The organism is Streptomyces sp. NPDC048211 (genome assembly GCF_043202315.1).
Classification (GTDB): domain Bacteria; phylum Actinomycetota; class Actinomycetes; order Streptomycetales; family Streptomycetaceae; genus Streptomyces.
In genome coordinates this window covers 67071-89637 of the sequence record NZ_JBIDAD010000018.1, presented here as the reverse complement: position 1 = coordinate 89637, position 22567 = coordinate 67071, and the positions used below count along the sequence as shown (strand labels likewise).

Annotated in this window: 24 protein-coding genes and 2 pseudogenes; 8 read left to right on the top strand and 18 right to left on the bottom strand. The window is 70.4% G+C overall.

The window, feature by feature from the left end; genetic code table 11:
* Positions 1–344: 344 nt before the first annotated feature.
* A pseudogene (locus ACGFZA_RS38430) lies at positions 345–736 on the bottom strand (DNA-3-methyladenine glycosylase); the annotation flags it as partial.
* A 92-nt stretch (positions 737–828) separates the two neighbouring features.
* Between ACGFZA_RS38430 and ACGFZA_RS38425 the strand changes: the two are divergent.
* Positions 829–1110 carry a hypothetical protein gene (locus ACGFZA_RS38425; protein WP_385288779.1) on the top strand — a complete coding sequence of 94 codons (282 nt, stop codon included), beginning with the start codon at positions 829–831 and terminating at the stop codon, positions 1108–1110.
* On the opposite strand, the gene ACGFZA_RS38420 is transcribed toward ACGFZA_RS38425, so the two are convergent.
* Together ACGFZA_RS38420 and ACGFZA_RS38415 are read right to left on the bottom strand one after the other, a co-directional pair.
* Positions 1043–1654 carry a DNA-3-methyladenine glycosylase gene (locus tag ACGFZA_RS38420; protein WP_385288782.1) on the bottom strand — a complete coding sequence of 204 codons (612 nt, stop codon included), beginning with the start codon at positions 1652–1654 and terminating at the stop codon, positions 1043–1045. The two genes, ACGFZA_RS38425 and ACGFZA_RS38420, sit on opposite strands and share 68 nt — an antisense overlap.
* 14 nt (positions 1655–1668) lie before the next feature.
* Positions 1669–1926 (bottom strand): annotated as a pseudogene (locus tag ACGFZA_RS38415) (DNA-3-methyladenine glycosylase); the annotation flags it as partial.
* 73 nt (positions 1927–1999) lie between these two features.
* Between ACGFZA_RS38415 and ACGFZA_RS38410 the strand changes: the two are divergent.
* From ACGFZA_RS38410 to ACGFZA_RS38400, 3 genes are all read left to right on the top strand, one after another.
* Entirely contained in the window at positions 2000–2782 is a 783-nt protein-coding gene (locus ACGFZA_RS38410; RefSeq protein ID WP_385288785.1) for a sporulation protein, read from the top strand.
* Positions 2783–2856: 74 nt separating this feature from the next.
* Positions 2857–3396 (top strand): YbhB/YbcL family Raf kinase inhibitor-like protein, encoded by a 540-nt coding sequence (locus ACGFZA_RS38405; RefSeq protein ID WP_393685333.1) that lies wholly within the window; start codon positions 2857–2859, stop codon positions 3394–3396.
* Between the two features lie 147 nt (positions 3397–3543).
* Positions 3544–4050 carry an HNH endonuclease gene (locus ACGFZA_RS38400; protein ID WP_385288790.1) on the top strand — a complete coding sequence of 169 codons (507 nt, stop codon included), beginning with the start codon at positions 3544–3546 and terminating at the stop codon, positions 4048–4050.
* A 60-nt stretch (positions 4051–4110) separates the two neighbouring features.
* Here the strand turns inward: ACGFZA_RS38400 and ACGFZA_RS38395 are convergent, their stop codons facing one another.
* The 4 genes from ACGFZA_RS38395 to ACGFZA_RS38380 all read right to left on the bottom strand — a co-directional run bounded on the left by ACGFZA_RS38395 (position 4111) and on the right by ACGFZA_RS38380 (position 7337).
* A complete protein-coding gene (locus ACGFZA_RS38395) occupies positions 4111–4878 on the bottom strand; it encodes a sulfite exporter TauE/SafE family protein (RefSeq protein WP_385288792.1) in 768 nt (255 codons plus the stop codon).
* A 61-nt stretch (positions 4879–4939) separates the two neighbouring features.
* Positions 4940–5878, bottom strand: a complete 939-nt coding sequence (locus ACGFZA_RS38390; RefSeq protein ID WP_385288795.1) for an SPFH domain-containing protein — start codon at positions 5876–5878, stop codon at positions 4940–4942.
* 153 nt (positions 5879–6031) lie between these two features.
* Positions 6032–6460 (bottom strand): NfeD family protein, encoded by a 429-nt coding sequence (locus tag ACGFZA_RS38385; protein ID WP_385288798.1) that lies wholly within the window; start codon positions 6458–6460, stop codon positions 6032–6034.
* Positions 6461–6539: 79 nt separating this feature from the next.
* Complete coding sequence (locus ACGFZA_RS38380; protein ID WP_362557206.1) at positions 6540–7337, bottom strand: ABC transporter ATP-binding protein; 798 nt, start codon at positions 7335–7337, stop codon at positions 6540–6542.
* A gap of 198 nt (positions 7338–7535) precedes the next feature.
* On the opposite strand from ACGFZA_RS38380, the gene ACGFZA_RS38375 reads away from it, so the two are divergent.
* Positions 7536–8315, top strand: coding sequence for a hypothetical protein (locus tag ACGFZA_RS38375; protein ID WP_385288801.1), 780 nt, complete (start codon positions 7536–7538; stop codon positions 8313–8315).
* A 135-nt stretch (positions 8316–8450) separates the two neighbouring features.
* On the opposite strand, the gene ACGFZA_RS38370 is transcribed toward ACGFZA_RS38375, so the two are convergent.
* The 3 genes from ACGFZA_RS38370 to ACGFZA_RS38360 form a co-directional block, all read right to left on the bottom strand.
* Positions 8451–8702, bottom strand: a complete 252-nt coding sequence (locus ACGFZA_RS38370; protein WP_219572718.1) for a chaplin family protein — start codon at positions 8700–8702, stop codon at positions 8451–8453.
* A gap of 150 nt (positions 8703–8852) precedes the next feature.
* A complete protein-coding gene (locus ACGFZA_RS38365; protein WP_385288805.1) occupies positions 8853–9497 on the bottom strand; it encodes a response regulator in 645 nt (214 codons plus the stop codon).
* Entirely contained in the window at positions 9490–10635 is a 1146-nt protein-coding gene (locus tag ACGFZA_RS38360) for a GAF domain-containing sensor histidine kinase (RefSeq protein ID WP_385288808.1), read from the bottom strand. Before ACGFZA_RS38360 ends, ACGFZA_RS38365 begins: the two co-directional genes overlap by 8 nt.
* Positions 10636–11091: 456 nt before the next feature.
* Between ACGFZA_RS38360 and ACGFZA_RS38355 the strand changes: the two genes are divergently transcribed.
* On the top strand, positions 11092–11847 hold the full coding sequence (locus ACGFZA_RS38355) for a transglycosylase SLT domain-containing protein (protein ID WP_385288812.1): 756 nt from the start codon (positions 11092–11094) through the stop codon (positions 11845–11847).
* Between the two features lie 111 nt (positions 11848–11958).
* Here ACGFZA_RS38355 and ACGFZA_RS38350 read toward each other — a convergent pair whose 3' ends face one another.
* Positions 11959–14499 (bottom strand): FHA domain-containing protein, encoded by a 2541-nt coding sequence (locus ACGFZA_RS38350; protein ID WP_385280639.1) that lies wholly within the window; start codon positions 14497–14499, stop codon positions 11959–11961.
* 283 nt (positions 14500–14782) lie between these two features.
* Here ACGFZA_RS38350 and serB point away from each other — a divergent pair, with 283 nt between their 5' ends.
* Positions 14783–16039 carry a phosphoserine phosphatase SerB gene (gene serB / locus ACGFZA_RS38345; protein ID WP_385280642.1) on the top strand — a complete coding sequence of 419 codons (1257 nt, stop codon included), beginning with the start codon at positions 14783–14785 and terminating at the stop codon, positions 16037–16039.
* An 83-nt stretch (positions 16040–16122) separates the two neighbouring features.
* On the opposite strand, the gene ACGFZA_RS38340 is transcribed toward serB, so the two are convergent.
* The 4 genes from ACGFZA_RS38340 to ACGFZA_RS38325 form a co-directional block, all read right to left on the bottom strand.
* Complete coding sequence (locus ACGFZA_RS38340; RefSeq protein WP_385280645.1) at positions 16123–16641, bottom strand: SixA phosphatase family protein; 519 nt, start codon at positions 16639–16641, stop codon at positions 16123–16125.
* A 74-nt stretch (positions 16642–16715) separates the two neighbouring features.
* Positions 16716–16922 carry a hypothetical protein gene (locus tag ACGFZA_RS38335; RefSeq protein ID WP_393685325.1) on the bottom strand — a complete coding sequence of 69 codons (207 nt, stop codon included), beginning with the start codon at positions 16920–16922 and terminating at the stop codon, positions 16716–16718.
* A 150-nt stretch (positions 16923–17072) separates the two neighbouring features.
* Positions 17073–17183: an SGM_5486 family transporter-associated protein gene (locus ACGFZA_RS38330; RefSeq protein ID WP_326740547.1), complete on the bottom strand. Its 111-nt coding sequence runs from the start codon at positions 17181–17183 to the stop codon at positions 17073–17075.
* A 26-nt stretch (positions 17184–17209) separates the two neighbouring features.
* Positions 17210–18496, bottom strand: a complete 1287-nt coding sequence (locus tag ACGFZA_RS38325; protein WP_393685323.1) for a CynX/NimT family MFS transporter — start codon at positions 18494–18496, stop codon at positions 17210–17212.
* Between the two features lie 117 nt (positions 18497–18613).
* Here ACGFZA_RS38325 and ACGFZA_RS38320 point away from each other — a divergent pair, with 117 nt between their 5' ends.
* On the top strand, positions 18614–19288 hold the full coding sequence (locus ACGFZA_RS38320) for a FadR/GntR family transcriptional regulator (RefSeq protein WP_385280654.1): 675 nt from the start codon (positions 18614–18616) through the stop codon (positions 19286–19288).
* Positions 19289–19384: 96 nt separating this feature from the next.
* Here ACGFZA_RS38320 and ACGFZA_RS38315 read toward each other — a convergent pair whose 3' ends face one another.
* The 3 genes from ACGFZA_RS38315 to fabI all read right to left on the bottom strand — a co-directional run bounded on the left by ACGFZA_RS38315 (position 19385) and on the right by fabI (position 22563).
* The gene (locus tag ACGFZA_RS38315; RefSeq protein ID WP_393685321.1) at positions 19385–20833 is read right to left on the bottom strand and encodes a hypothetical protein; all 1449 of its coding nucleotides are present in this window, start codon (positions 20831–20833) and stop codon (positions 19385–19387) included.
* A gap of 408 nt (positions 20834–21241) precedes the next feature.
* The gene (locus ACGFZA_RS38310) at positions 21242–21634 is read right to left on the bottom strand and encodes a hypothetical protein (RefSeq protein WP_385280658.1); all 393 of its coding nucleotides are present in this window, start codon (positions 21632–21634) and stop codon (positions 21242–21244) included.
* 161 nt (positions 21635–21795) lie between these two features.
* The gene (gene fabI, locus ACGFZA_RS38305) at positions 21796–22563 is read right to left on the bottom strand and encodes an enoyl-ACP reductase FabI (RefSeq protein WP_385280660.1); all 768 of its coding nucleotides are present in this window, start codon (positions 22561–22563) and stop codon (positions 21796–21798) included.
* Positions 22564–22567 lie beyond the last annotated feature (4 nt).

Sequence of the window (22567 nt, the reverse complement as noted above, 5' to 3'; positions counted from 1 at the left end):
AACATTTTCTGGGGCTTTCCTCCGGGCGCTTCCCTTCGGTCTTGCGTTTCCGACTCTATCAGACTCTTTCGTGTCCGATTCCCGGTCGAAGCGGGATTGCTTTCGAGGAATTCGCTTTCGCGTTTTCCCTTTCGGCGTGTTCACTACTTTAGCCGATTTCCCCGGTGACTCATAATCAAGTCACGCGACCGAATTTCGGCACGCCGAAATTCGCACCCTGAAGGGTGAGTCGTAGTAGTGGTTGGCCGCTCCGGGATTGCTCGGCGTGCGATCCGATGGACCGAACCAGGAGCTGTACCCGGGTAAAGCGGCTCGGACTACATTAGGCGTCCCCCAAGGGCGAGTCAAGTTGGCCGGCGGCGGGGCGCGTGGGCGCGGTACGTGCTCACTGTGGGGTCGCCGTCGATCCAGAAGCGCCACGGGTGCGTGGCCCCGTCGCCGCCCGCCCCCGTGCGCGGGCCGCTGCGTACCTGGTCGCGGGGTGGCGGGGTGCCGTGCAGCACCGAGAGCTGCGCACCCGGGTGGGCGATCGCATCGGTGCCGTCGAGGGTCCGGTCGATGTCCAGGGCCGTCGCCAGGCGGGCCGGCCCTTTGGCCAGTTCTCGGTCATTGCGGGCCGAGAACCGACGTTTGCGGGTGAGGTCGGCGCCCTCACTGATCTCACCGGCTCTGAGGATGACACCGCTCGCCACGCCCTCCGGGCCGCACACCAGGTGCAGTGCCACATGCCGTAGGTAACTCACTAGGCATGTATGTCGTTGGTCCGGGCGGCACACGCGAGGGCTGCTACCGCCGCACGGCAAGGAGTGGCCCGGCTCGAACCTCCGGATGGTCCTCTTGAAGCCGAGGAGCGCGGGAATCCAGACGTACTCGCAGTGGGTCGAGAAGCCGGACGGGAAGCGCGTGCGGCGGGCCGAGGAGACCGGCGCGGGCAACTGGGAGGCGATCGTCTCCGAGGGCGTATTCCGTGCGCTGGTCCGCTACCTGAGCGACCCCGAGCGCAACACGGGCACGGCGGGCCGTCAGAGAGGCGCACGGCGGGTCAGGCTTCGGTTGACGGTTTGGCTCGCGGGCTCAGTCGGTAGGCCGAGACCGTCGGATCACCGGTGAGGTAGAACCGGTGTTGCCAGTCGTGGGCCATGCTCACGCCTACCCGAGGACCAGCCTGGATGAGCGCGGCAGGTACCGGCTCCCCCTCGGACAGCACGACCGAGGTACCTGTCAGGAGGTCCGCGCCGTTGTGCTCTCCCGTAATGCCGAGAGCCTGACAGAAGTTCCCCGGGCCTCGGGCAAGGCGTGGGCTCTCGACCCTCTCCCCTCGTCGTTTGCGTGCCAGGTCTTCCCCCTCGACGACCCTGCCTGCCCGGATGAGGACGCCCGAGGCGATGCCGTCCGTCCCGGTGACGACGTTGGCGCACCAGTGGAGACCGTGGGACCGGTACACGTACAGGTGTCCTGCGGGTCCGAACATGACCTCGTTACGGGGGGTCCGACCTCGGTAGGCGTGAGAAGCAGGGTCCGCCGCGCCGGAGTACGCCTCGGTCTCCGTGATGGCGATGCTCACCGTTCCCTCCGGGATCTTGCAGGTGAGTACACTCCCGAGCAGCTTGGGGGCGACTTCTTCGGCAGGGTGGGCGAGGAGATCGACGTTCATGCTGACTGCCTTGACATGCCGTAGGTGAAGGAGACGTACGCGTGGCCGGCCGGTCCGTACATGACGCCGTTGCGCCGCGTCCGGCCGCGGAAGGCGTGGGAGCCGGGGTCGATCTCCCCCGCGTACACCTCCACCTCGGTGAGGCGCACCTCGATCGGGCCGTCCGGTGTGCTGCGGACCAGGGTGCGGCCCAGGAGATCCGGTGCCACTTCCAGCACGGGGCGGTCGAAGAACTCCCGCGTCAGCGGCGTACGGTCCTGGCCCTTGATCATGACGTTCGAGGTTACCGGGAACCGGTTACGGTCATGGCGCGTATGTAGGGGTCAGGACCTAGGAGGAGAAAACATGGGCTTCAAGCGGCTGCTCGCGAGCATGGGTGCCGGTGGCGCCTCGGTGGAGACGGAGCTGACCGAGCTCAACGTCGTACCGGGCGGGGTGGTGCAGGGCGAGGTGCGGATCCAGGGCGGATCCGTGGACCAGCAGATCGAGGGGCTCTCCGTAGGTCTGCAGGCCCGGGTCGAGGTCGAGGGCCAGGACCAGGAGACCAAGCAGGACATCGAGTTCACCAAGCTGCGGCTCGGCGGCGCGTTCGAGGTGCGGGCCGGAGCGGTGCACGTCGTGCCGTTCGGGCTGGAGATCCCGTGGGAGACGCCGATCACGATGTTCGCGGGCCAGCACCTGCACGGCATGAACATCGGGGTGACCACGGAGCTGGAGATCGCCCGGGCGCTGGACTCGGGCGACCTGGACCCGATCAACGTGCACCCGCTGCCGGCGCAGCAGGCCATCCTGGACGCCTTCGGGCAGCTGGGCTTCGGCTTCCGCAGCGCCGACATGGAGCGCGGGCACATCCGTGGCACCCGTCAGCGGCTGCCCTTCTACCAGGAGATCGAGTTCTTCCCGCCGTCGCAGTACCGGGGGCTCAATCAGGTCGAGCTGACGTTCGTCGCGGACGACCGCGAGATGGACGTCGTACTGGAGATGGACAAGAAGCCGGGGCTCTTCAGTGAGGGCAGCGACTCCTACCGGGCGTTCAAGGTCGGTCTGAACGACTTCCGGGGGACCGACTGGACGGCGTACCTGAACCAGTGGCTGGCGCAGGTCGGCGGGCAGCGCAACTGGCTCTAGGGTCGGAGGGAAGGAGACCTTCCGGAACCTTCCGGAACCTTCCGAGAGCAGAACCGATCAGGAGAGGTGCTGACGTGACCGAGCCTAAGAGGGCCCCGCTTCCGCATGACTTCCATCCCGAGGTGCCTTCGTTCACCGTGGTGAGCGAGGACCTGGCCCCGGGGGCCGTGCTTGCGGACGCGCAGGTGTTCGCGGCGGGGAACACCTCGCCGCAGCTGCGGTGGGAGGGATTCCCGGCGGGGACGAAGAGTTTCGCCGTGACGTGCTTCGATCCGGACGCCCCGACGGGCAGCGGGTTCTGGCACTGGGTGGTCTTCGACATCCCGGCGTCGGTCACGGAGCTGCCGGCGGGCGCGGGCAGCGGGACGTTCGACGGACTGCCCGCGGGCGCCGTGCAGGCCCGTAACGACTACGGGTCGAAGGAGTTCGGCGGAGCCGCTCCGCCGGCCGGCGAGAACCACCGCTATGTGTTCACCGTGTACGCGGTGGACAGCGAGAAGCTCGGTCCCGACAGTGACGCGTCTCCCGCAGTGGTCGGTTTCAACCTGCGGTTCCACACGCTGGGCCGCGCCCAGCTGATCGGTGAGTACGCGGAGCCCGCCGAGAGCGCGTGAAGCAAAAGGTTCCACCGCTGTTTGCCCTGCCCTGGTCTTGGAGAGATCAGGGCAGGGCATTTTTTATTGCGTTGTCCATCACGGCCTGCCCGGCCAGAGTTGATCCGGGCCTGCCAGGGGGCGGGCGGCACACGGGAGGTGGGCGAAATGCGGGACACGCTGGTACTGAACGCGAGCTTCGAGCCGCTGTCGACGGTGACGCTGAACCGTGCGGTGGTGCTGATTCTTCAGGACAAGGCAGTTGTCGAGCAGTCGCACCCCGATCTCCGTATGCGCGGTGCCGCCGTGGACATTCCGGTGCCCCGGGTGATCAGGCTCTGCCGGTACGTGCGGGTGCCGTTCCGAAGACAGGCCCCGTGGTCCAGAAGGGGTGTGCTGATCCGGGACCAGCACCGGTGCGCGTACTGCGGGCGCCGGGCGAGCACCGTCGACCACGTGGTGCCGCGGGCCCAGGGAGGGCAGGACACCTGGCTGAACACCGTGGCTTCCTGCGCCGAGGACAACCACCGCAAGGCGGCGCGTACGCCGGAGCAGGCGGGGATGCCGCTGCTGAGGCAGCCGTTCGTGCCGTCGCCCGCGGACGCCATGCTGCTGGCCCTGGGAGCCGTCGACCGGTCGGCGCTGCCGGAGTGGCTGGCGCAGTCCGCGGCGTAGCCGCCGTACGCCGGGTGACGCAGAGGAAGCCCGCTTCCGTGAGGAGCGGGCTTCACCGCGTCAGCGGAGCAGCAGCTGGACGATGGCGACCGTACCGACCGTGACGATGAGGCCGCGCAGGAACGTGGGACTGAGCCGGCGGCCGATCTTGGCGCCGATCTGGCCGCCCAGCGCGGAGCCGACGGCGATCAGGACGACGGCCGTCCAGTCGAAGTCCGCGACGAAGAGGAAGAAGAGCGCGGCGATGCTGTTGACGACGGCTGCGAGGACGTTCTTCACGGCGTTGAGGCGCTGCATGGTGTCGTCGAGCAGCATGCCCATCAGGGAGAGGTAGATGATCCCCTGGGCGGCGGTGAAGTAGCCGCCGTAGACGCTGGCCAGCATCAGGCCGACGAAGAGCAGCGGGCCGCCGTCGGGGCGGGCGGTGGTGCCGGTGTGCTCGCGCCGGCGCTGGACCGCTTTGCTGATGCGTGGTTGCAGGATGACCAGGGCGAGGGCGAGGGCGACGAGGACCGGGACGATGGTCTCGAAGGCCGTGGAGGGCAGCTTCAGCAGCAGGGTCGCGCCGGTGAGGCCGCCGATCAGGGCGCCGGCGGAGAGCTTGAGGACGCGGCGGCGCTGTCCTCGGAGCTCCTTGCGGTAGCCGATCGCGCCGCTGATGGAGCCGGGGATCAGCCCGAGCGCGTTGGAGACCGTCGCGGTGACCGGGGGCAGGCCCGTGGCGAGCAGGACCGGGAAGGTGATCAGCGTTCCCGAGCCGACGATCGTGTTGATCGTGCCCGCGCTGACGCCCGCGACGAAGACCGCGAGCATCTCCCAGATGGTCATACCGAATCCCCCGTGCATGGTCGGTGCTTGGTGCACTGATCATGCACGGGGGATGTACACGTCAGTCGACCGGGGGTTCCTCGCGACGTTCCTTGTCGGTGCTGCCCGTGTTGAAGCCGGGCATGCCGGTGCCGAGGTTGCCGAAGGCGCCGCTGAGCCCCTTGAGGGCGTCACCGATCTCGCTGGGCACGATCCAGAGCTTGTTGGCGTCGCCCTCGGCGATCTTCGGCAGCATCTGGAGGTACTGGTACGAGAGGAGCTTCTGGTCCGGGTCGCCGGCGTGGATGGACTCGAAGACCGTACGGATCGCCTGGGCCTCGCCCTCCGCGCGCAGGGCGGCCGCCTTGGCCTCACCCTCGGCGCGCAGGATCGCGGACTGCTTCTCGCCCTCCGCGGTGAGGATCGCCGACTGGCGCGTACCTTCGGCCTGGAGGATGGCCGCGCGCTTGTCCCGGTCGGCGCGCATCTGCTTCTCCATCGAGTCCTGGATGGAGGTGGGCGGCTCGATCGCCTTCAGCTCGACGCGGTTCACGCGGATGCCCCACTTGCCGGTGGCCTCGTCGAGGACTCCGCGCAGCGCGGCGTTGATCTCCTCGCGGGAGGTCAGGGTCCGCTCCAGGTCCATGCCGCCGATGATGTTGCGGAGCGTGGTGACGGTGAGCTGCTCGATGGCCTGGATGTAGCTGGCGACCTCGTACGTCGCCGCCCTGGCGTCGGTCACCTGGTAGTAGATGACCGTGTCGATGTTGACGACCAGGTTGTCCTGGGTGATCACCGGCTGCGGCGGAAAGGGCACGACCTGTTCCCGGAGGTCGATCCGGTTGCGGATCGAGTCGATGAACGGGACGACGATGTTCAGGCCTGCGTTGAGGGTGCGGGTGTACCGGCCGAAGCGTTCCACGATGGCGGCGCTGGCCTGGGGGATGACCTGGATCGTCTTGATCAGAGCGATGAAGACGAGCACCACCAGAATGATCAGGACGATGATGATCGGTTGCATCGTTTCCTCGTGCCCTTCGGTTGCCGACGGATCGCGATGAGCGAGGTCGAGATCGTATGGGCCGTGGGTCAGGTCGGTTGTCCTGCCGGTCCGGTTTCCATGATGATCGACATCGAGTCTCGCAGAACGGGCGCTGCTGTGGGGGCTGTTCGCTCACATGACGACGGCCGTGGCCCCGTCGATGTCGACGACATCGACCTGTTGGCCCGGTTCGAAGCTCAACTCGGCGTCGAGGGCGCGGGCCGACCAGATCTCTCCGGCCAGTTTGATCCGGCCGCCGCTGCCGTCGACCCGTTCCAGGACGACGGCTTGACGGCCCTTCAGGGCGTCGATACCGGTGGCGATCCCGGGCCGGTCGGCGCGATGCCTGTTGGCGATCGGGCGGACCACGGCGATCAGTGCCACCGAGACGATGACGAAGACCAGGACCTGGGCCACGATTCCGCCGCCGAGAGCCGCGACGACCGCCGCGGCGATCGCCCCGACGGCGAACATGCCGAACTCGGGCATCGCGGTCAGGACGAGGGGGATGCCCAGTCCCACCGCGCCGATCAGCCACCACACCCACGCGTCGATGTCCACGTGGTCATCGTATGACCGCGAGTCCCTCCGGGGACAGTGCGCAAGCGGTCGGGTACGGAGGCGGTCCGGCCAACGCCCCTCAGGCGAGCGGCAGTCCGCGTGCGGTGTAGCGGTCGCCCTGGTGCTCGACGACGAGCGGCAGGCCGAAGCAGAGGGACAGGTTGCGGGAGCTGAGCTCGGTCTCCATGGGACCGGCGGCGAGCACCTTGCCCTGGCGGATCATCAGGACGTGGGTGAAGCCGGGGGCGATCTCCTCGACGTGGTGGGTCACCATGATCATGGAGGGCGCGTACGGGTCACGGGCCAGCCGGCCGAGACGGCGGACGAGGTCCTCGCGGCCGCCCAGGTCGAGACCGGCGGCCGGCTCGTCGAGGAGCAGCAGCTCGGGGTCGGTCATCATGGCGCGGGCGATCAGGGTGCGCTTGCGTTCGCCCTCGGACAGGGTGCCGAACTTCCGGTCGAGGTATTCGGTCATGCCGAGCCGGTCGAGGAAGGCGCGGGCGCGGTCCTCGTCGACCTTGTCGTAGTTCTCGTTCCAGGTGGCGGTCATGCCGTAGGCGGCGGTGAGCACCGTCTGCAGGACCGTCTGGCGCCTGGGCAGCTTCTCGGCCATGGCGACGCCCGCGATGCCGATGCGGGGGCGCAGGTCGAAGACGTCGGTGCCGACGCCGCCGAGCTGCTCACCGAGGACCGTGGCGCTGCCCTTGGTCGGGAAGAGGTAGCTGGACGCGATGTTGAGGAGGGTGGTCTTGCCGGCGCCGTTCGGGCCGAGGATGACCCAGCGCTCCCCCTCCTTGACCGACCAGGAGACGTCGTCCACCAGAGCGCGTCCGTCGCGGACCACGGATACGTCCACCAGCTCCAGTACATCGCTCATGAGCGCGTTGTCTCCCCATGCAGTCTCGAGATCGTCGCGTGCCTGTGGGCACAGCTCCCAGGGAAAACCTACGCCACTGCGCGAGCGCTTCAGGCGCTGGGCCCGTCGTCGGGCACTTGCCGCACCGTCCCGTCCGGCCCGGGGGCGGGTCCGGGGAGGGTGAGGACAGGGCCCGGGTCCGTTCCCTAGGCTGTCGCCATGCTTTCGGAACCACGCTCAGGCCTGCTGGCCGCTTGGGGCAACGCGCTGCTGGCCGGACTCGTGTCGCCCGACGACGCGGCGCTGGCCATTGTCGGGGAGGACGCGGTGCACCGCGTCGAGGGACTGCCGGGTGAGGCGGGGCCGGTCGGGCTCACGCTCGCGCTGGGCCGGCTGCGGACGCTGGGGGTGACGGGCTTCCGGGTCGCGCTGCCGGTTCCCGGGCACCTGCTGGGTCTCAGCGGTCCCGCGGAGTTCAACGCCCGGGCGCTGGAGGCCGAGGAGGCCGTGGTCACCTACGGTGCGCCGTACGGGCTGGTGCCCGAGGTACGGGAGGCGGGGCCTGCCGGGGATCTCCACGTCGACGTGGCCTGGCAGTGCCTGGCGGTGCGGGAGGCGCCGCCGGCCGATGTGCCCTCGCTGGGCGAGGCGGAGCGGGAGCTCGCCGAGGCGTTGCGGGATGCGACGGCGATGCTGTCACGGCTCGATGTGGCGGGGTCGGGGCCGGTGGCCGAAGCGGCGGTGGACGCGTACCGGGCGCGGGCGGAGCGGGGGCGCGAGGTGCTCGCCCCGGGGTATCCGCCGCGGGCGGTCCGGGTGCTGGAGCTGGCCCAGCGGGTCGGGCTGCTGGTCTCGGTGGCGTACGAGAACGGGCACGGCGGCGCGGTGAGCGCGTCGGAGATGGCGGCGCGGGGTGAGGCGCTGCGGCCGGTGGAGCGGGTGGCCCGGCGGGCGCAGGTGGCCGCGTACAACGCGTATGTGGAGGAGCGGGCGCGGTAGTGCGGGCGGCGCGGTTCCGGGGCGGTCCACCGGTTGGTCCGGGAGCCCGGGGCGTGTGGGAGGGGCGGACGGCGTGATGCCGCCGGCCGGTTCCCCGGGGGGACCGGACGGCGGCATCACCGCGGGTGCGGCGCGTCAGCCGTTCAGGCCGAAGTTGCCGAACGCCGGGTTGAGCAGGCCGATCACGTTGACGGTGTTGCCGACCACGTTCACCGGGACGTGGACCGGGACCTGGACGAGGTTGCCGCTGGCCACGCCCGGGGAGTGGGCCGCGACACCGTGGGCGCCGGCGCCACTGTGACCGGTGGCGGAGGCCGCGCCGGCGCCGGCGGCGATGATGCCGCCGGCGATCATGGTGACGGCGGCAGCCTTCTTCAGGTTCTTCACTTCAGGATCCTCCTAGCGTCGCTGCGGCCGTCCGCCGCAGCACGCCGTGGAGAACGCCCCTGACCGAAAGAGGATGCGCCGTACGGGTGACGTACACACGGGAGTGTGAAATCGGCACCCGGAGGATGACGCGGTGTTTCGGTCGCCTGTTCAGCCCGCCGCTCCGTGCCGGACGGCCCAGAGGGCCGCCTGGGTGCGGTCCGACAGGTCCAGCTTCATCAGGATGTTCGAGACATGTGTCTTGACGGTCTTCTCGGAGAGCACCAGGGCCCGTGCGATCTCCCGGTTGGACCGGCCGTCGGCGATCAGGCCGAGGACCTCCCGCTCCCGTTCGGTGAGGGTGCTCCCCCGGCCCGTCCCCGTACCCGGGTCGTCCTGGGCGAGCAGCGCGCCGGCCACTTCCGGCTGGAGCAGGACATGGCCCGCGTGCACCGAGCGGATGGCGCCGGCCAGCGCGTCCGGGTCGACGTCCTTGTACACGTAGCCGGAGGCTCCGGCCCGCAGGGCGGGGACGACGGTGCGCTGTTCGGTGAAGCTGGTGACGATCAGGACCCTGGCCGGGTTCTCCAGCTCGCGCAGCCTGCGCAGGGCCTCGATACCGTCGGTGCCCGGCATCTTGATGTCCATCAGCACCACGTCGGGTCGCAGCTCCTCCGTCCTGGCCACGCCCTCGGCTCCGTCGGACGCCTCGCCGACGACCTCTATGTCGTCCTGGATCTCCAGGAACGTGCGCAGGCCGCGGCGGACCACCTGGTGGTCGTCGACCAGCAGCACCCTGATGAGCTTGTCAGCCACCGGGCACCTCCATCTCGATCGTGGTGCCCTTGCCGGGCGCCGATTCAACGGTGAGCCTGCCGCCGACACCGCTCGCCCGGTCGCGCATCGAGACCAGGCCCAGATGCCGCCCCGCCTGGCGGGTGGCCGCCGGTTCGAAGCCGCAGCCGTCGTCCGTGACCCGTAGCACCGTGTCTCCGTCGCGGCGGGTGAGGGTGACGTCGACGTGCGCGGCCCCCGAGTGGCGCAGGGCGTTGTGCAGGGCCTCCTGGGAGACCCGGAGCAGCGCTTCCTCCTGGGCGGCGGGCAGGGCCCGCACCCCCGCGCTCGCGAAGGTGACCCGGGCCGTGTGGGCACGGTCCAGGACCTGGATCTGGGTACGGAGGGTGGCGATGAGGCCGTCCTCGTCGAGTGCGGCGGGACGCAGTTCGACGACCGCGGCGCGCAGTTCGTCGACGGCCTCCGCCGCCAGGGCGGCGACCTGCTGGAGCTCGCCCTTGGCGCGGGCCGGGTCGCGGTCGACCAGCGTGGCGGCCGCCTGGGCCGTGAGCCGCAGGGAGAAGAGCTTCTGGCTGACCGCGTCGTGCAGCTCGTGGGCGAGGCGGGAGCGCTCCTCGGCGATGGTGAGCTCGCGGCTGCGCTCGTAGAGCCGGGCGTTCGTGAGGGCGATCGCCGCGTGCTGGGCGAGGATCCCCAGCAGCTCCTCGTCCTCCGCGGTGAATCCGCAGCCGCCCTCGGGCTTCGGGCAGCGCTTGTTGGCGAGGAAGAGGGCGCCGATGACGTCGTCGCCGTCCCTGATCGGCAGTCCCAGGAAGTCGGACATGTCGGGGTGGGCGGCGGGCCAGCCCTCGAAGCGGGGGTCCTTGCGGACGTCGGCCAGGCGCTCGGGCTTCGCCTCGTGGAGCATCGCGGCGAGGATGCCGTGCTGCCGCGGAAGCGGGCCGATGGCCTTCCACTGCTCGTCGCTGACGCCGTCGACGACGAACTGGGCGAAGCCTCCGTGGTCGTCGGGGACCCCGAGGGCCGCGTACTCGGCGTCCAGCAGTTCGCGGGCCGAGGCGACGATCGTCTTCAGGACGTCCCGCATTTCGAGGTGCCGGCTCATGGCGAGCAGCGCGGCACTGACCGCCGCGAGGCCCGACGGTGGGCGATGACTCATGGCCTCACGGTACCGGCGGCCCGCTCGCCCCGTATCCGCCTGTGGACGGCCCCTGACCAGGCCGGAGGGACTAGGACCTCGCGACGGGCCGCTCCCCCGCGGGCCCGGGGAGCGGCCCGCGGGGCCCATCGGACCACCTCGATCCGGACGTTCACATTCCGCATTGCTGGAGCAACGGACGGTGAGTTTGTTACCCGCCCGATGTGAGGCCATGCATAGGACCCACGTCACTTACGAAGCCACCTAGTGGAGCGATAAGGGCGATTTGGGTGGTCATGAGCAGGGATCTGCGGCGTCCAACGGCATCCTGTTCCACTACCCGGCTTCGTACGTCACACCTTTGCCACGGCGTTTTTCCGCCGCTAACAATTGCAATCGTCCCCGACGGAGATGCGAAAACGTCTCCCGTCTTCGTCCTCCGTGAGGACCTTCCGCGATTCGAAGAGGTATGCCTGTATGTCCGCGTCCAGCATTTCCGGCCGTCTCCGTAACCTGAACAAGACCCAGAAGCTCTCCGCCGTCGGCATCTCCGCCGTCGCCGCCGCTGCCCTCTCCTTGTCCCTGGTACCCGGTAACGCCGCGGCCGAGACCGAGCCGCAGGCACTCTCCGCCTCCCCCGTCGTGTTCGGTTCCGCCGCCAGTGCCCCGCAGGCCAAGACCATCCAGGCCAGCCTCATCGAGCAGCACTCCTCCGCCGAGCAGATGGTCAAGTCCATCGAAGCCGCGAAGGCCAAGAAGGCCGCCGCCGTGCAGGCGAAGGTCGACGCCGTCGCCAAGGCCGACGCCAAGAAGGCCAAGGAGAAGGCCGCCGCGAAGTGGAAGGCCAAGAAGGCCGCCGAAAAGCGCAGCTCGCACGCCGCCAGCCGCTCCGAGGCCCGTACCCACGTGTACGGGAACAACCTGGACGGCTGGATCAAGGAGTCCCTCGCCATCATGAAGGCCAAGGGCATCCCGGGCACGTACGACGGGCTGCACCGCAACATCATCCGTGAGTCCAGCGGCAACCCGAACGCCATCAACGACTGGGACATCAACGCGATCAACGGTGTTCCGTCGATCGGTCTGCTCCAGATCATCAAGCCGACGTTCGACGCCTACCACGTCGGTGGCACCCCCCACACCCAGTACGACCCGGTCGCCAACATCACCGCGTCGGCCAACTACGCCGCCGACAAGTACGGCTCGATCGACAACGTCAACAGCGCGTACTGAGCAGTTCCGGACCACGCCGAAGGGCGGCACCCCGCGGGGTGCCGCCCTTCGGCGTCGTGCTGTGCGCCGTCGTGCGCGGCGTAGTCGTGCGGTGCGCAGGGGCTCGCCCCGCTACTTGCGCATGACCTCGGGCTCGTGGCGGCGCAGCAGGCGCGCGACCGCGAAGCCGCAGATGATGCCGAGCACCAGCAGCACCGTGATGTTGATCCCCCACTGGCCGGCCGAGTGCTCCCAGAGCGGGTCCAGGTCCGTGGGGTTCTTCTGGTCCCACGGCGGCATCAGGTGCGCGAGGTCGAGCGTGGAGCCCGCGCCCGCGATGGCCCAGCGGGACGGCATCAGCCAGGCGAACTGCTCCAGGCCCGGCGATCCGTACACCTGGAAGAGGATGCCGGTGAAGACGACCTGGACGATCGCGAACATGACCAGCAGCGGCATGGTCTTCTCGGAGGTCTTCACCAGCGAGGAGATCACCAGGCCGAACATCATCGAGGTGAAGCCGAGCGCGATGATCGTCACGCAGAGTTCGACGGCCGGCGGCATGATCAGACCCTCGGCGGGCAGATCGCGGGTGGCGAAGCCGATGCCGCAGATGATGACGCCCTGGATGGCCGTGATCACGCCGAGCACGATCACCTTGGACATCAGGTAGGCCGAGCGGGAGAGGCCGGTGGCCCGTTCCCGTTCGTAGATCACACGTTCCTTGATCAGCTCTCGTACGGAGTTGGCCGCGGCGGAGAAGGTCATGCCGATCACCAGGATCAGCATGATCGTTCCGGCGTCGCCGTTGAACCGCGACGGCGGCTTCGGCGGGGCGAGGCCGAAGTCCGCGGGGATGACCACGCTGACGATGCCGAGCACCGCGGGCAGGATCACCATGAGGCCCATGAAGCCCTTGTCGGACGCGATGACCGAGACGTAGCGGCGCATCAGCGTCCACAGCTGCGTCATCCAGCCCTGCGGCTTCGGCGGGCGCATCTGCTGGTGCGGCGGCATGTGCACGGGCTGTGCGGCGACGGCGTCGATGTCCGCGGCGTACATCTGGTAGTGCTGCGAACCGCGCCAGCGTCCCGCCCAGTCGTAGTCGCGGTAGTTCTCGAACGCCGAGAAGACGTCGGCCCAGGTGCCGTAGCCGAAGAAGTTGAGCGCTTCCTCCGGCGGACCGAAGTAGGCGACGGCGCCGCCCGGCGCCATCACCAGGAGCTTGTCGCAGATGGCCAGCTCGGCGACCGAGTGCGTGACGACCAGGACGGTACGGCCGTCGTCGGCCAGTCCGCGCAGCAGCTGCATGACGTCGCGGTCCATGCCCGGGTCGAGGCCGGAGGTGGGCTCGTCCAGGAAGATCAGCGACGGCTTGGTCAGCAGCTCCAGGGCCACCGAGACGCGCTTGCGCTGGCCGCCGGAGAGCGAGGTGACCTTCTTGTCCTTGTGGATGTCGAGCTTGAGCTCGGCGAGGACCTCCTGGATCCGGGCCTGGCGCTCGGCCTCCGTGGTGTCCGCGGGGAAGCGGAGCTTGGCGGCGTACTTGAGGGCCCGGGTGACGGTCAGTTCCTTGTGCAGGATGTCGTCCTGCGGGACCAGACCGATGCGCTGGCGCAGCTCGGCGAACTGCTTGTACAGGTTCCGGTTGTCGTAGAGGACGTCGCCCTGATTGGCGGGCCGGTAGCCGGTGAGCGCCTTGAGCAGGGTGGACTTTCCAGAGCCGGACGGGCCGATGACACCGATCAGCGACTTCTCCGGGACGCCGAACGAGACGTCCTTGAGGATCTGCTTGCCGCCGTCGACCGTCACCGTGAGGTGGCGGGCGGCGAAGGAGACCTCACCGGTGTCGACGAACTCCTCGAGCCGGTCGCCGACCAGCCGGAAGGTCGAGTGGCCGACGCCGACGATGTCGTTCGGGCCGATGAGCGCGGAGCCGGACTTCGACAGCGGCTGGCCGTTGACGTACGTGCCGTTGTGGGATCCGAGGTCCCGGATCTCGAAGCGGCCGTCGGGCGTCGCGTGGAACTCGGCGTGGTGGCGCGAGACCTGGAGGTCGGAGACGACCAGCTCGTTCTCCAGCGCACGGCCGATCCGCATCACCCGGCCGAGATCCAGCTGGTGGAACGTGGTGGGGCTCCGGTCGCCGTACATCGGCGGCGCCCCCGCCGCGCCGCCGGGGCCGCCGTGGTGCGGAGCCGGTGCCATGCCCTGCTGCGGCACATGGGGCTGCTGCGGCCAGCCCTGCTGGGGGACGGGCGGCTGCTGCCCGCCCGGCCCGCCCTGCTGCGGGGCCGCCTGGTGCGGTTGCTGCGGCGGCTGCTGGACGGGAGCCGCCTGGGCACCCCCGGCAGCCTGTCCGCTGTACACATCGGCGCCACTGAGGCTCAGCCGGGGTCCGTCGGTGGCGTTGCCCAGGTTCACGGTGGAACCGGGCCCGATCTCCATCTGGTGGACCCGCTGGCCGTGCACATACGTGCCGTTGGTGCTGCCGTGGTCCTCGATGAACCAACTGTGCCCGCTCCAGCTGATCGTGGCGTGCCGCCACGACACCCTGGCGTCGTCGATCGTCATGTCGCCCTGCGGATCGCGTCCGAGGGTGTACGACCTGGACGGATCGAGCGTCCAGGTCCTGCCATTCAATTCCAGTACGAGTTCCGGCACTCCGCGCCCCACTAGTTGTCCCCCGAATTACCCCCGTTGCAGGGAGTCTAGGGATGCTGAACATCGTGGGGAACTATTCCAGGAGCAGTCCCCGATACGAAAGCCGGGCGGGAGGTTGACCGAACCGAGACCGCACCGTTGCGAACGACCCGGTCCGAACGGTCGCCTACCGCGACAGATGACCATGATCAATGACAGATCGCGACAACCACGGATAAGGCGGGTGCCGGGTCGCTGTCCGGTCCTCGGGACGGGCCGTCGGGCGCGCCCCCCGGACCGATACGGTGGGAACACCATGAGCGCATCTCAGCCCCCTCAGTCCTCGCTGTCTCCTGAGCCTCCGGAGTCACGTCGGGACGCAGACACGCCCACCCTTCTCGTGAAGATCTTCGGGAAGGACCGGCCCGGAATCACCGCCGGGCTCTTCGACACCCTCGCCGCCTACTCGGTCGACGTCGTCGACATCGAGCAGGTCGTCACGCGTGGCCGCATCGTCCTGTGCGCACTGGTCACCGCCCCGACCGCGGGCGGGACCACCGAGGGCGACCTGCGGGCCACGGTGCACAGCTGGGCGGAGTCGCTGAAGCTGCAGGCCGAGATCATCTCCGGTACGGGCGACAACCGCCCGCGCGGCGACGGCCGTTCCCATGTGACGGTGCTCGGGCACCCGCTCACGGCGGAGTCGACCGCCGCCATAGCGGCCAGGATCACCTCGACCGGCGGGAACATCGACCGGATCTTCCGGCTGGCGAAGTATCCGGTCACCGCCGTCGAGTTCGCGGTGTCCGGCACCGGAACCGAGGCGCTGCGCACCGCGCTGGCCGTCGAGGCCGCCGGGATCGGCGTCGACGTGGCGGTCGTCTCGGCCGGGCTGAGCCGGCGGGCGCAGCGGCTCGTCGTGATGGACGTCGACTCGACGCTCATCCAGGACGAGGTCATCGAGCTCTTCGCGGCCCATGCCGGCTGCGAGGCCGAGGTCGCCGCGGTGACCGAGCAGGCGATGCGCGGTGAGCTCGACTTCGAACAGTCGCTGCACGCGCGGGTGGCGCTGCTGGCCGGACTGGACGTGTCGGTGGTGGAGAAGGTGCGCGCCGACGTACGGCTGACACCTGGTGCGCGCACCCTGATCCGTACGCTGAAACGCCTCGGCTACCAAGTGGGCGTCGTCTCGGGCGGGTTCACGCAGGTGACGGACGACCTCAAGGAGCGGCTCGGGCTCGACTTCGCCTCTGCCAACACCCTGGAGGTCGTCGACGGGAAGCTCACCGGCCGGGTGACCGGCGAGATCGTCGACCGGGCCGGCAAGGCCCGGCTGCTGCGCAGCTTCGCCGCGGAGGCCGGGGTGCCGCTGGCGCAGACGGTGGCCATCGGTGACGGGGCGAACGACCTGGACATGCTGAACACCGCCGGACTCGGCGTCGCCTTCAACGCCAAGCCGGTGGTCCGCGAGGCCGCGCACACCGCGGTGAACGTGCCGTTCCTGGATACCGTGCTCTATCTGCTCGGCATCACCCGCGAGGAGGTCGAGGCCGCCGACGGCCTCGTCGAGTAGGGACGCCCGCCCGTCACGCACACAGGGCCCGGGTGCGCACGCCGTGGCGTGCGCACCCGGGCCCTGTCGTGAGCCGGGGCGGTTCAGTCGTTCGGGGTCCAGTACTCGACGAGCTTGCCGACGCCGTGCTCCACGCTCTTCCAGGTGCCGGGGATCTCGACCACGGCGAAGGCGGCGGTCGGGAAGCCGCCACGGTTCATCCGCGCCAGGGCGTCGCCCTCCGCCGTGCCCGACAGGGCGTCGGCGACGGCGTGCATGCCCGGGTTGTGGCCGATCACCAGCAGATCGCGGACGTCGTCGGGGGTCTCGTTGATCAGCGCGATCAGCTCGCCGAGCGAGGCCTCGTAGAGCCTCTCCTCGTACACGGTCCTGGGGCGCTCCGGCATCTCGTGCACGGCCAGCTTCCACGTCTCGCGGGTCCTGGCCGCGGTCGAGCAGAGGGCCAGATCGAAGACGATCCCGGAATCGACGAGTCTGCGGCCTGCCACGGGGGCGTCCTTGCGCCCGCGCTCCGCGAGCGGCCGCTCATGGTCGGAGTCCTGCGACCATTCCGCCTTTGCATGCCTGAGAAGGACGATCCTGCGAGGTGTATCGACGCTCATACACCTCAGCTTCGCATGAAATGTGCCAGCTGGCGCAGGGTGTTGGAGGGCTCCTCCGCCCCGGCCGCCGGACGTCAGCGGGTCAGCAGCGCCACGATTCGCTCAAGCAACCGGCCGACCGCCGGGTCGCCCGTGGCGGCGTGCGCCTGGCCGGGTCCTGCCATCAGCAGGAGGAGCGCGCCGAAGGCCACGGCGGGCAGCGCGACGGCCCACCACGGCAGCCGGACCTCGACACCGGCCGCGTCCGGGCGAGTGGAGCGCGTGTGCGTGCGGGTCGGCATGTCCGCCTCCGTGGGTGCTGGATTCCGATACCCAGAACCTACGGACGCGGGGGCGCCGCCCCCATCCGGTGACCCACCCACTTCACCCTGACACTGACCCCCTAGGGGATGGTGGGGCTGGCCCCACCCCCTCGCACAGGGAGCCGTGCGTCACGGGGAGGCGATGGAGGCGATGATGCCGACGACGACCGTGATCAGCAGCATCGTCCCGAAGACGAGGAGCAGCTTCTTCTGACCGTTCTGGGGATTCGGATCGAGCACAGGAGACATGGCCCCAGTCTCGCATCTCAGCATTCGTCCTCGATCGTCCGGTCCCGGCCGGCCATGATTCCCGCCACCATCTGGGGCACCATCAGGGCCGCCATCAGGGCGATGGGCAGCCCCCAGCCGCCGCTGTGCTGGTAGAGCACGCCGACCAGGAGCGGGCCGGGGATCGAGATGAGGTAGCCGGTGGACTGGGCGAACGCGGACAGCCGGACCACTCCGGCGCCACTGCGGGAGCGCATGCCGATCATGGTGAGGGCGAGCGGGAAGGCGCAGTTCGAGATGCCCAGGAGCAGCGCCCAGGCCCAGGCCCCGCCGGACGGGGCGAGGTAGAGGCCCGCGTAGCCGATGAGGCCGCAGGCGCCGAGGAAGACGACGATCGGGCCCTGGTTCCTCATCCGGGCGGCGACCCTCGGGATGACGAAGGCGAGCGGCACGCCCATGGCCATCGTGACGGCGAGCAGGACTCCCGCCGTGCCGGCCGAGACGCCGGCGTCGCGGAAGATCTGGGGCATCCACCCCATGGTGATGTAGGCGGCGGTGGCCTGGAGGCCGAAGAAGCAGGCGAGGGCCCAGGCGGTGCGGCTGCGGGTGATCCGCAGTGCGGGAGCTTCCGTGTGCTGGGCCGCGGGGTGTCCGGCGGCGCCGCTGCGGTCCCGTACCAGTGGGATCCAGGGCAGGATCGCGGCGGCGGCGAGGGCTGCCCAGACGCCCAGGCCGGCCTTCCAACTGCCGCCCATCGCCTCGGTCATGGGGACGGTCACGGCCGCGGCCAGCGAGGTGCCGAGGGCCAGAGCCATGGAGTAGAGGCCGGTCATGGAGCCGACGCGGTCCGGGAACCAGCGCTTGACGATCACCGGCATCAGGACGTTGCTGACGGCGATGCCCATCAGGGCGAGCGCGCTCGCGGCGAGGAAGCCTGCCGTGCCGCCGACGAGGGGCCTGATGACCAGCCCCGCGGTGATGGCGACCATGCCCGCGCAGACGACCGCGCCCGGTCCGAAGCGGCGGGCCAGGCGCGGGGCCATGACGCCGAAGACCGCGAAGCAGAGCGGTGGTACGGAGGTGAGTACGCCGGCGACGCTGCCGCTCATGTGCAGCCCGTCGCGCACCTCTTCGAGGAGGGCGCCGAGGCTGGTGATGGCGGGACGGAGGTTGAGCGCGGTGAGGACGAGCCCGACGACGACCAGGCGGAGCACCCAGGGGGCGGGGCCGGTCTCCCGGGCGGGCACCTCGATGCGGGCGGCCGCCGGGGCGGCCTGATCCAGAGTCCTGGTGGGGGTCCGGGGAGTGGTTGCGTCGTCATGCATGGGGCCATCATAGAATCATGGGATGATTGCTTGTCCAATCCTCTGAGAAGATCCGGATACCTCCGCGAGACGGCGGGACAGCCCACCGCCCCGCCGCACACCCGAGCAAGGAGCACCATGGCGCTGACGTCCCCGCGGCGTTCGGCACTCGCCGACCAGGTGATTGCCCAGCTGAGGAACCAGATCACGTCGGGCGAGTGGCCCGTGGGTTCGCGCATCCCCACCGAGCCCGAACTGGTCGAGCAGCTGGGGGTGGCCCGTAACACCGTCCGCGAGGCGGTGCGCGCGCTCGCGCACAACGGACTGCTCGACATCCGGCAGGGCTCGGGCACCTACGTGGTGGCCGTCAGTGAGCTGGCCGGCGTGATGCACCGCCGGTTCGCGTCCGCCGATCCGCGCCATGTGGCCGAGCTGCGCTCGACCCTGGAGTCGTCGGCGGCGCGCCTGGCAGCCGTCCGGCGCACCGACCGGGACCTCAAGCAGTTGGACGCGCTCATGCGGCGCCGCGAGGAGACCTGGGCGGCGAAGGACGCCGAGGCCTTCGTGGCGGCGGACGCGACGCTGCATCTGGCCGTGGTCGCCGCCTCGCACAACGAGGTGCTCACCGGGCTCTACGCCGACCTGGGGGATCTGCTGCGGGACTATCTCCGGGTCGACATCGGTCATGAACTGCGGTCGGAGAACCTCATGGACCACGGCCGGCTCGTCGAGGCGATCCGGGCCGGCGACGCCGAGACGGCGGCGGCCGAGGCCGCGAGCCATGCGCTGAGCTGCCTGGTGGACCGGGTCTGACGCGCTCGTCGGATCCGCCGCCGTCCGCGCGTCCGTTCGCCGGTGGGCCTCGTGCCGCTCTCCGGGCGGCGTGCCGGTGCGGCCGGCCCGGCCGCGTCACGGACCCGGGCGGGCCTGGACCGGGAGGCTGCCGGGCGGTGGGAACAGATAGCCGCTGTACGTGCCCGCGCCCCGGGTCTCCGCCAGGAAGACGGGCGGCACGGAGGGGGCGTACACCGGCCGGGGGCCTCCGCCGGCGACGAGAACAGCCGTCGGGACCCGTCGTGCGGCGTCCACGAGACCTGCCGGGGTGATGCTCCCGTCGTGCCCGGCGGTCTGCCGCGAGGCGCAGCCCGCGTAGTAGGCGATCGGGACCGCCCGCTCGCCGCTGATCACACAGGGCGGGCGGATGCCGTTGCGGTGGAGCGCGGCGGCGACGGCCGCGAAGTCCGCGCTGGTCGAATGGCTGCTCGCGGACACCCGGCTCAGCACCTGGAGCTGCACGACCAGGTGCGCGGCGAGGACGGCGGCGAGCGCGACGACGCGCCACCGGCCCGCGACGGTCCGCCCCGGCCGTCCGGCGGGACGGCGCGCCCGGGCGTACAGGCGCACCAGGCACTCCGCCACCGGCAGGGACAGCAGCGCGTAGGCGGGCAGCAGGAAGCGCGGTGCGGCGTACTCGATCAGGAAGAGGTACGGCACCGCCAGGGAGAGGCCCGTCCCGGTCGCCAGGAGGATCGCCGCGCCCCGGCCCGCTCTGCGTGCGGCGACCGCCCCGCCGGCGGCCAGGAACGGCAGCAGTAGCCACCACACGGCCGTGCCGGGCCTCCGCCACGGGATGGCGCAGGGGCGGCAGAGGGTGCGCCCCTCCAGCGCCTTGGCCTGGTCGTCCACCGCCATGTTCCAGCCCAGCCCGCCCTGGATCTCGCCGGCCCGCTCCAGCCGGGTGAGTGGCCCCCCGTAGTGCGCGAACGCCTCCACGATCCACGGTGCGGCGCCCGCGAGCAGCCCTGCGGCCAGCGCGGCGAACATCCGCGGCCGGACCGCCGTGACCAGCAGCAGCGGCAGGGCCAGCCACGCTCCGTCGGCCGGCCGCATCAGCACGACGACGGCCACCGCCGCCCCCGCACCGAGGAGCTCGGCCCGGCCCGCCCCGCGCAGCACGGCGCGCGCGACCCACCCGGTGGCGGCCAGGGCGCCCAGGGCGCACCACAGGTTCGGCATGGCCATGGATCCGTAGAACAGGGCCGGCCAGAGGGTCGCGAACAGGGCTCCCGCGCAGACCAGGACACGGCCGGGCAGCAGGGTGCGCCAGACCCGGAAGGCTCCGACGAGCGCGGCGCCCGAGAGCAGGGCGAGGTAGACCCGCAAGGCGGTCGTGGACGAGGTGAGGGCGGCGACCGGAACGACCAGATAGGAGGTGCCGCGGGCGCGCGGAGCGCTGAAGAACGCGGCCGGGGTATCGCCTCCGGCCTGGCTGACGTAGACGGTCTCGTCCCACCCGAGGCCCGATCCCGGCAGGACGAGGGCCAACTGCACGGCGACGCAGACCGCAGCGACTGCCACCAGGCACGGCAGCAGCCGCGGCGAGGGCCCCGGAGACCGTGGGGAGCGGCCGCGCCCGGCCGGATCCGCCGACGCGCGCGCCGGGGGCGGGCTCGGGCACGGGTCCGGGGCCAGGCACTCGTCCACGACCGCTCCTCGTCAGGGCGGTTGGGAGGAACCCTGGCCGTGGTCAGCCTGCCCGATCCCGCCTGCCGGGGAGGCCGGGCGCGCCGGAGCGGCGCGGGGCCCGGCCCCGGGGCGTTGCCCGAGGGCTTGCCCCGTGATCCCGGTGGGTCGGCGCACGGCGTCGGATGCGGCGCGTCACGAGGCGGAGGGGAGTCGGCACCCTGGACGTACCGGGGCGTTCCGACAGGGGGGCGAGGTGCCGTAGCCGTGGTCGTGCGCCCGCCACGGATGACGGGACTGCCCTCAGGACGTCTCGGCTTCGTGCGTCTCGTCGGCGTGCGTGATCCAGGCGGAGCCGACCTCTTTCCAGCACCGGTCGTCCAGCCGTACGGTCCGGCCCGGTCCGACGGCGACCGGCTTGGAGTCGGCGTCGATGTCCCACCAGCGGGCGCACTCGGTGTGGAGCTGGACGCGGTCGGTGGAGGGGTACGGGTTGTGGCAGTAGGCCACGACCCGGGAGCCCGTCACGGACGTACGGCATTCGGCGCCGGAGGGGCCGGGGTCGGCCGCGGGGGGCGCGGCCGCGTCTGCGGCCCCGACGTGGCCCGCCGCGTACAGGCCGACGGGCACGAGCAGCCCGGCGACGACGGAGGAAGCCACCAGCAGGGACCGGGTTCGGTGACGTGTGCCGCGCACAGCGATCTCCTCCCCTCAGCCTGACCAGAAGTCCGGTTCCTCCACATTCTGCGGTGAATCGACCAGCTTTTCGACCTGAGCGCCGGGAGGCCCGGCAGGGCAAGGAAAAAGGCCGCGCACCGCCTCCGGGGAGGCGGTGCGCGGCCGGGATGCGCGGGAGGTCAGGCCCCGATCATGTGCACGCCACCGTCGACGTGGATGATCTCGCCCGTCGTCTTCGGGAAGAAGTCCGAGAGCAGCGCGACGATGGCGCGGCCGGCCGGCTCCGGGTCGGCCATGTCCCACGCCAGCGGGGAACGGGTGTCCCACACACTGGCGAGCTCGCCGAAGCCCGGGATGGACTTGGCGGCCATCGAGCCGAGCGGTCCGGCGGAGACCAGGTTGCAACGCAGCCCGTCCTTGCCCAGGTCACGGGCGAGGTAGCGGGAGGTGGCCTCCAGCGCGGCCTTGGTCGGGCCCATCCAGTCGTACTGCGGCCAGGCGAACTGCGCGTCGAAGGTCAGGCCGACGATCGAACCGCCCTCGCTCATCAGCGGCTTGCACGCCATGGCGAGCGACTTCAGCGAGAAGGCCGAGACGTGCATCGCCGTGGCGACCGACTCGAACGGGGTGTTGAGGAAGTTGCCGCCGAGCGCGTCCTGCGGCGCGAAGCCGATGGAGTGGACGACGCCGTCGAGCGAGCCCAGCTCCTCCTTCACCAGACCGGCGAGCCGGTCCAGGTGCTCGGCGTTGGTCACGTCCAGCTCGATGACCTTGGCCGGCTTGGGCAGCTTCCTGGCGATGCGCTCCGTCAGCGTGGGGCGCGGGAAGGCGGTCAGAATGATCTCCGCGCCCTGCTCCTGGGCCACCTTGGCGGTGTGGAACGCGATGGACGACTCCATCAGCACCCCCGTGATGAGGATGCGCTTGCCGTCGAGAATTCCGCTCATGGTG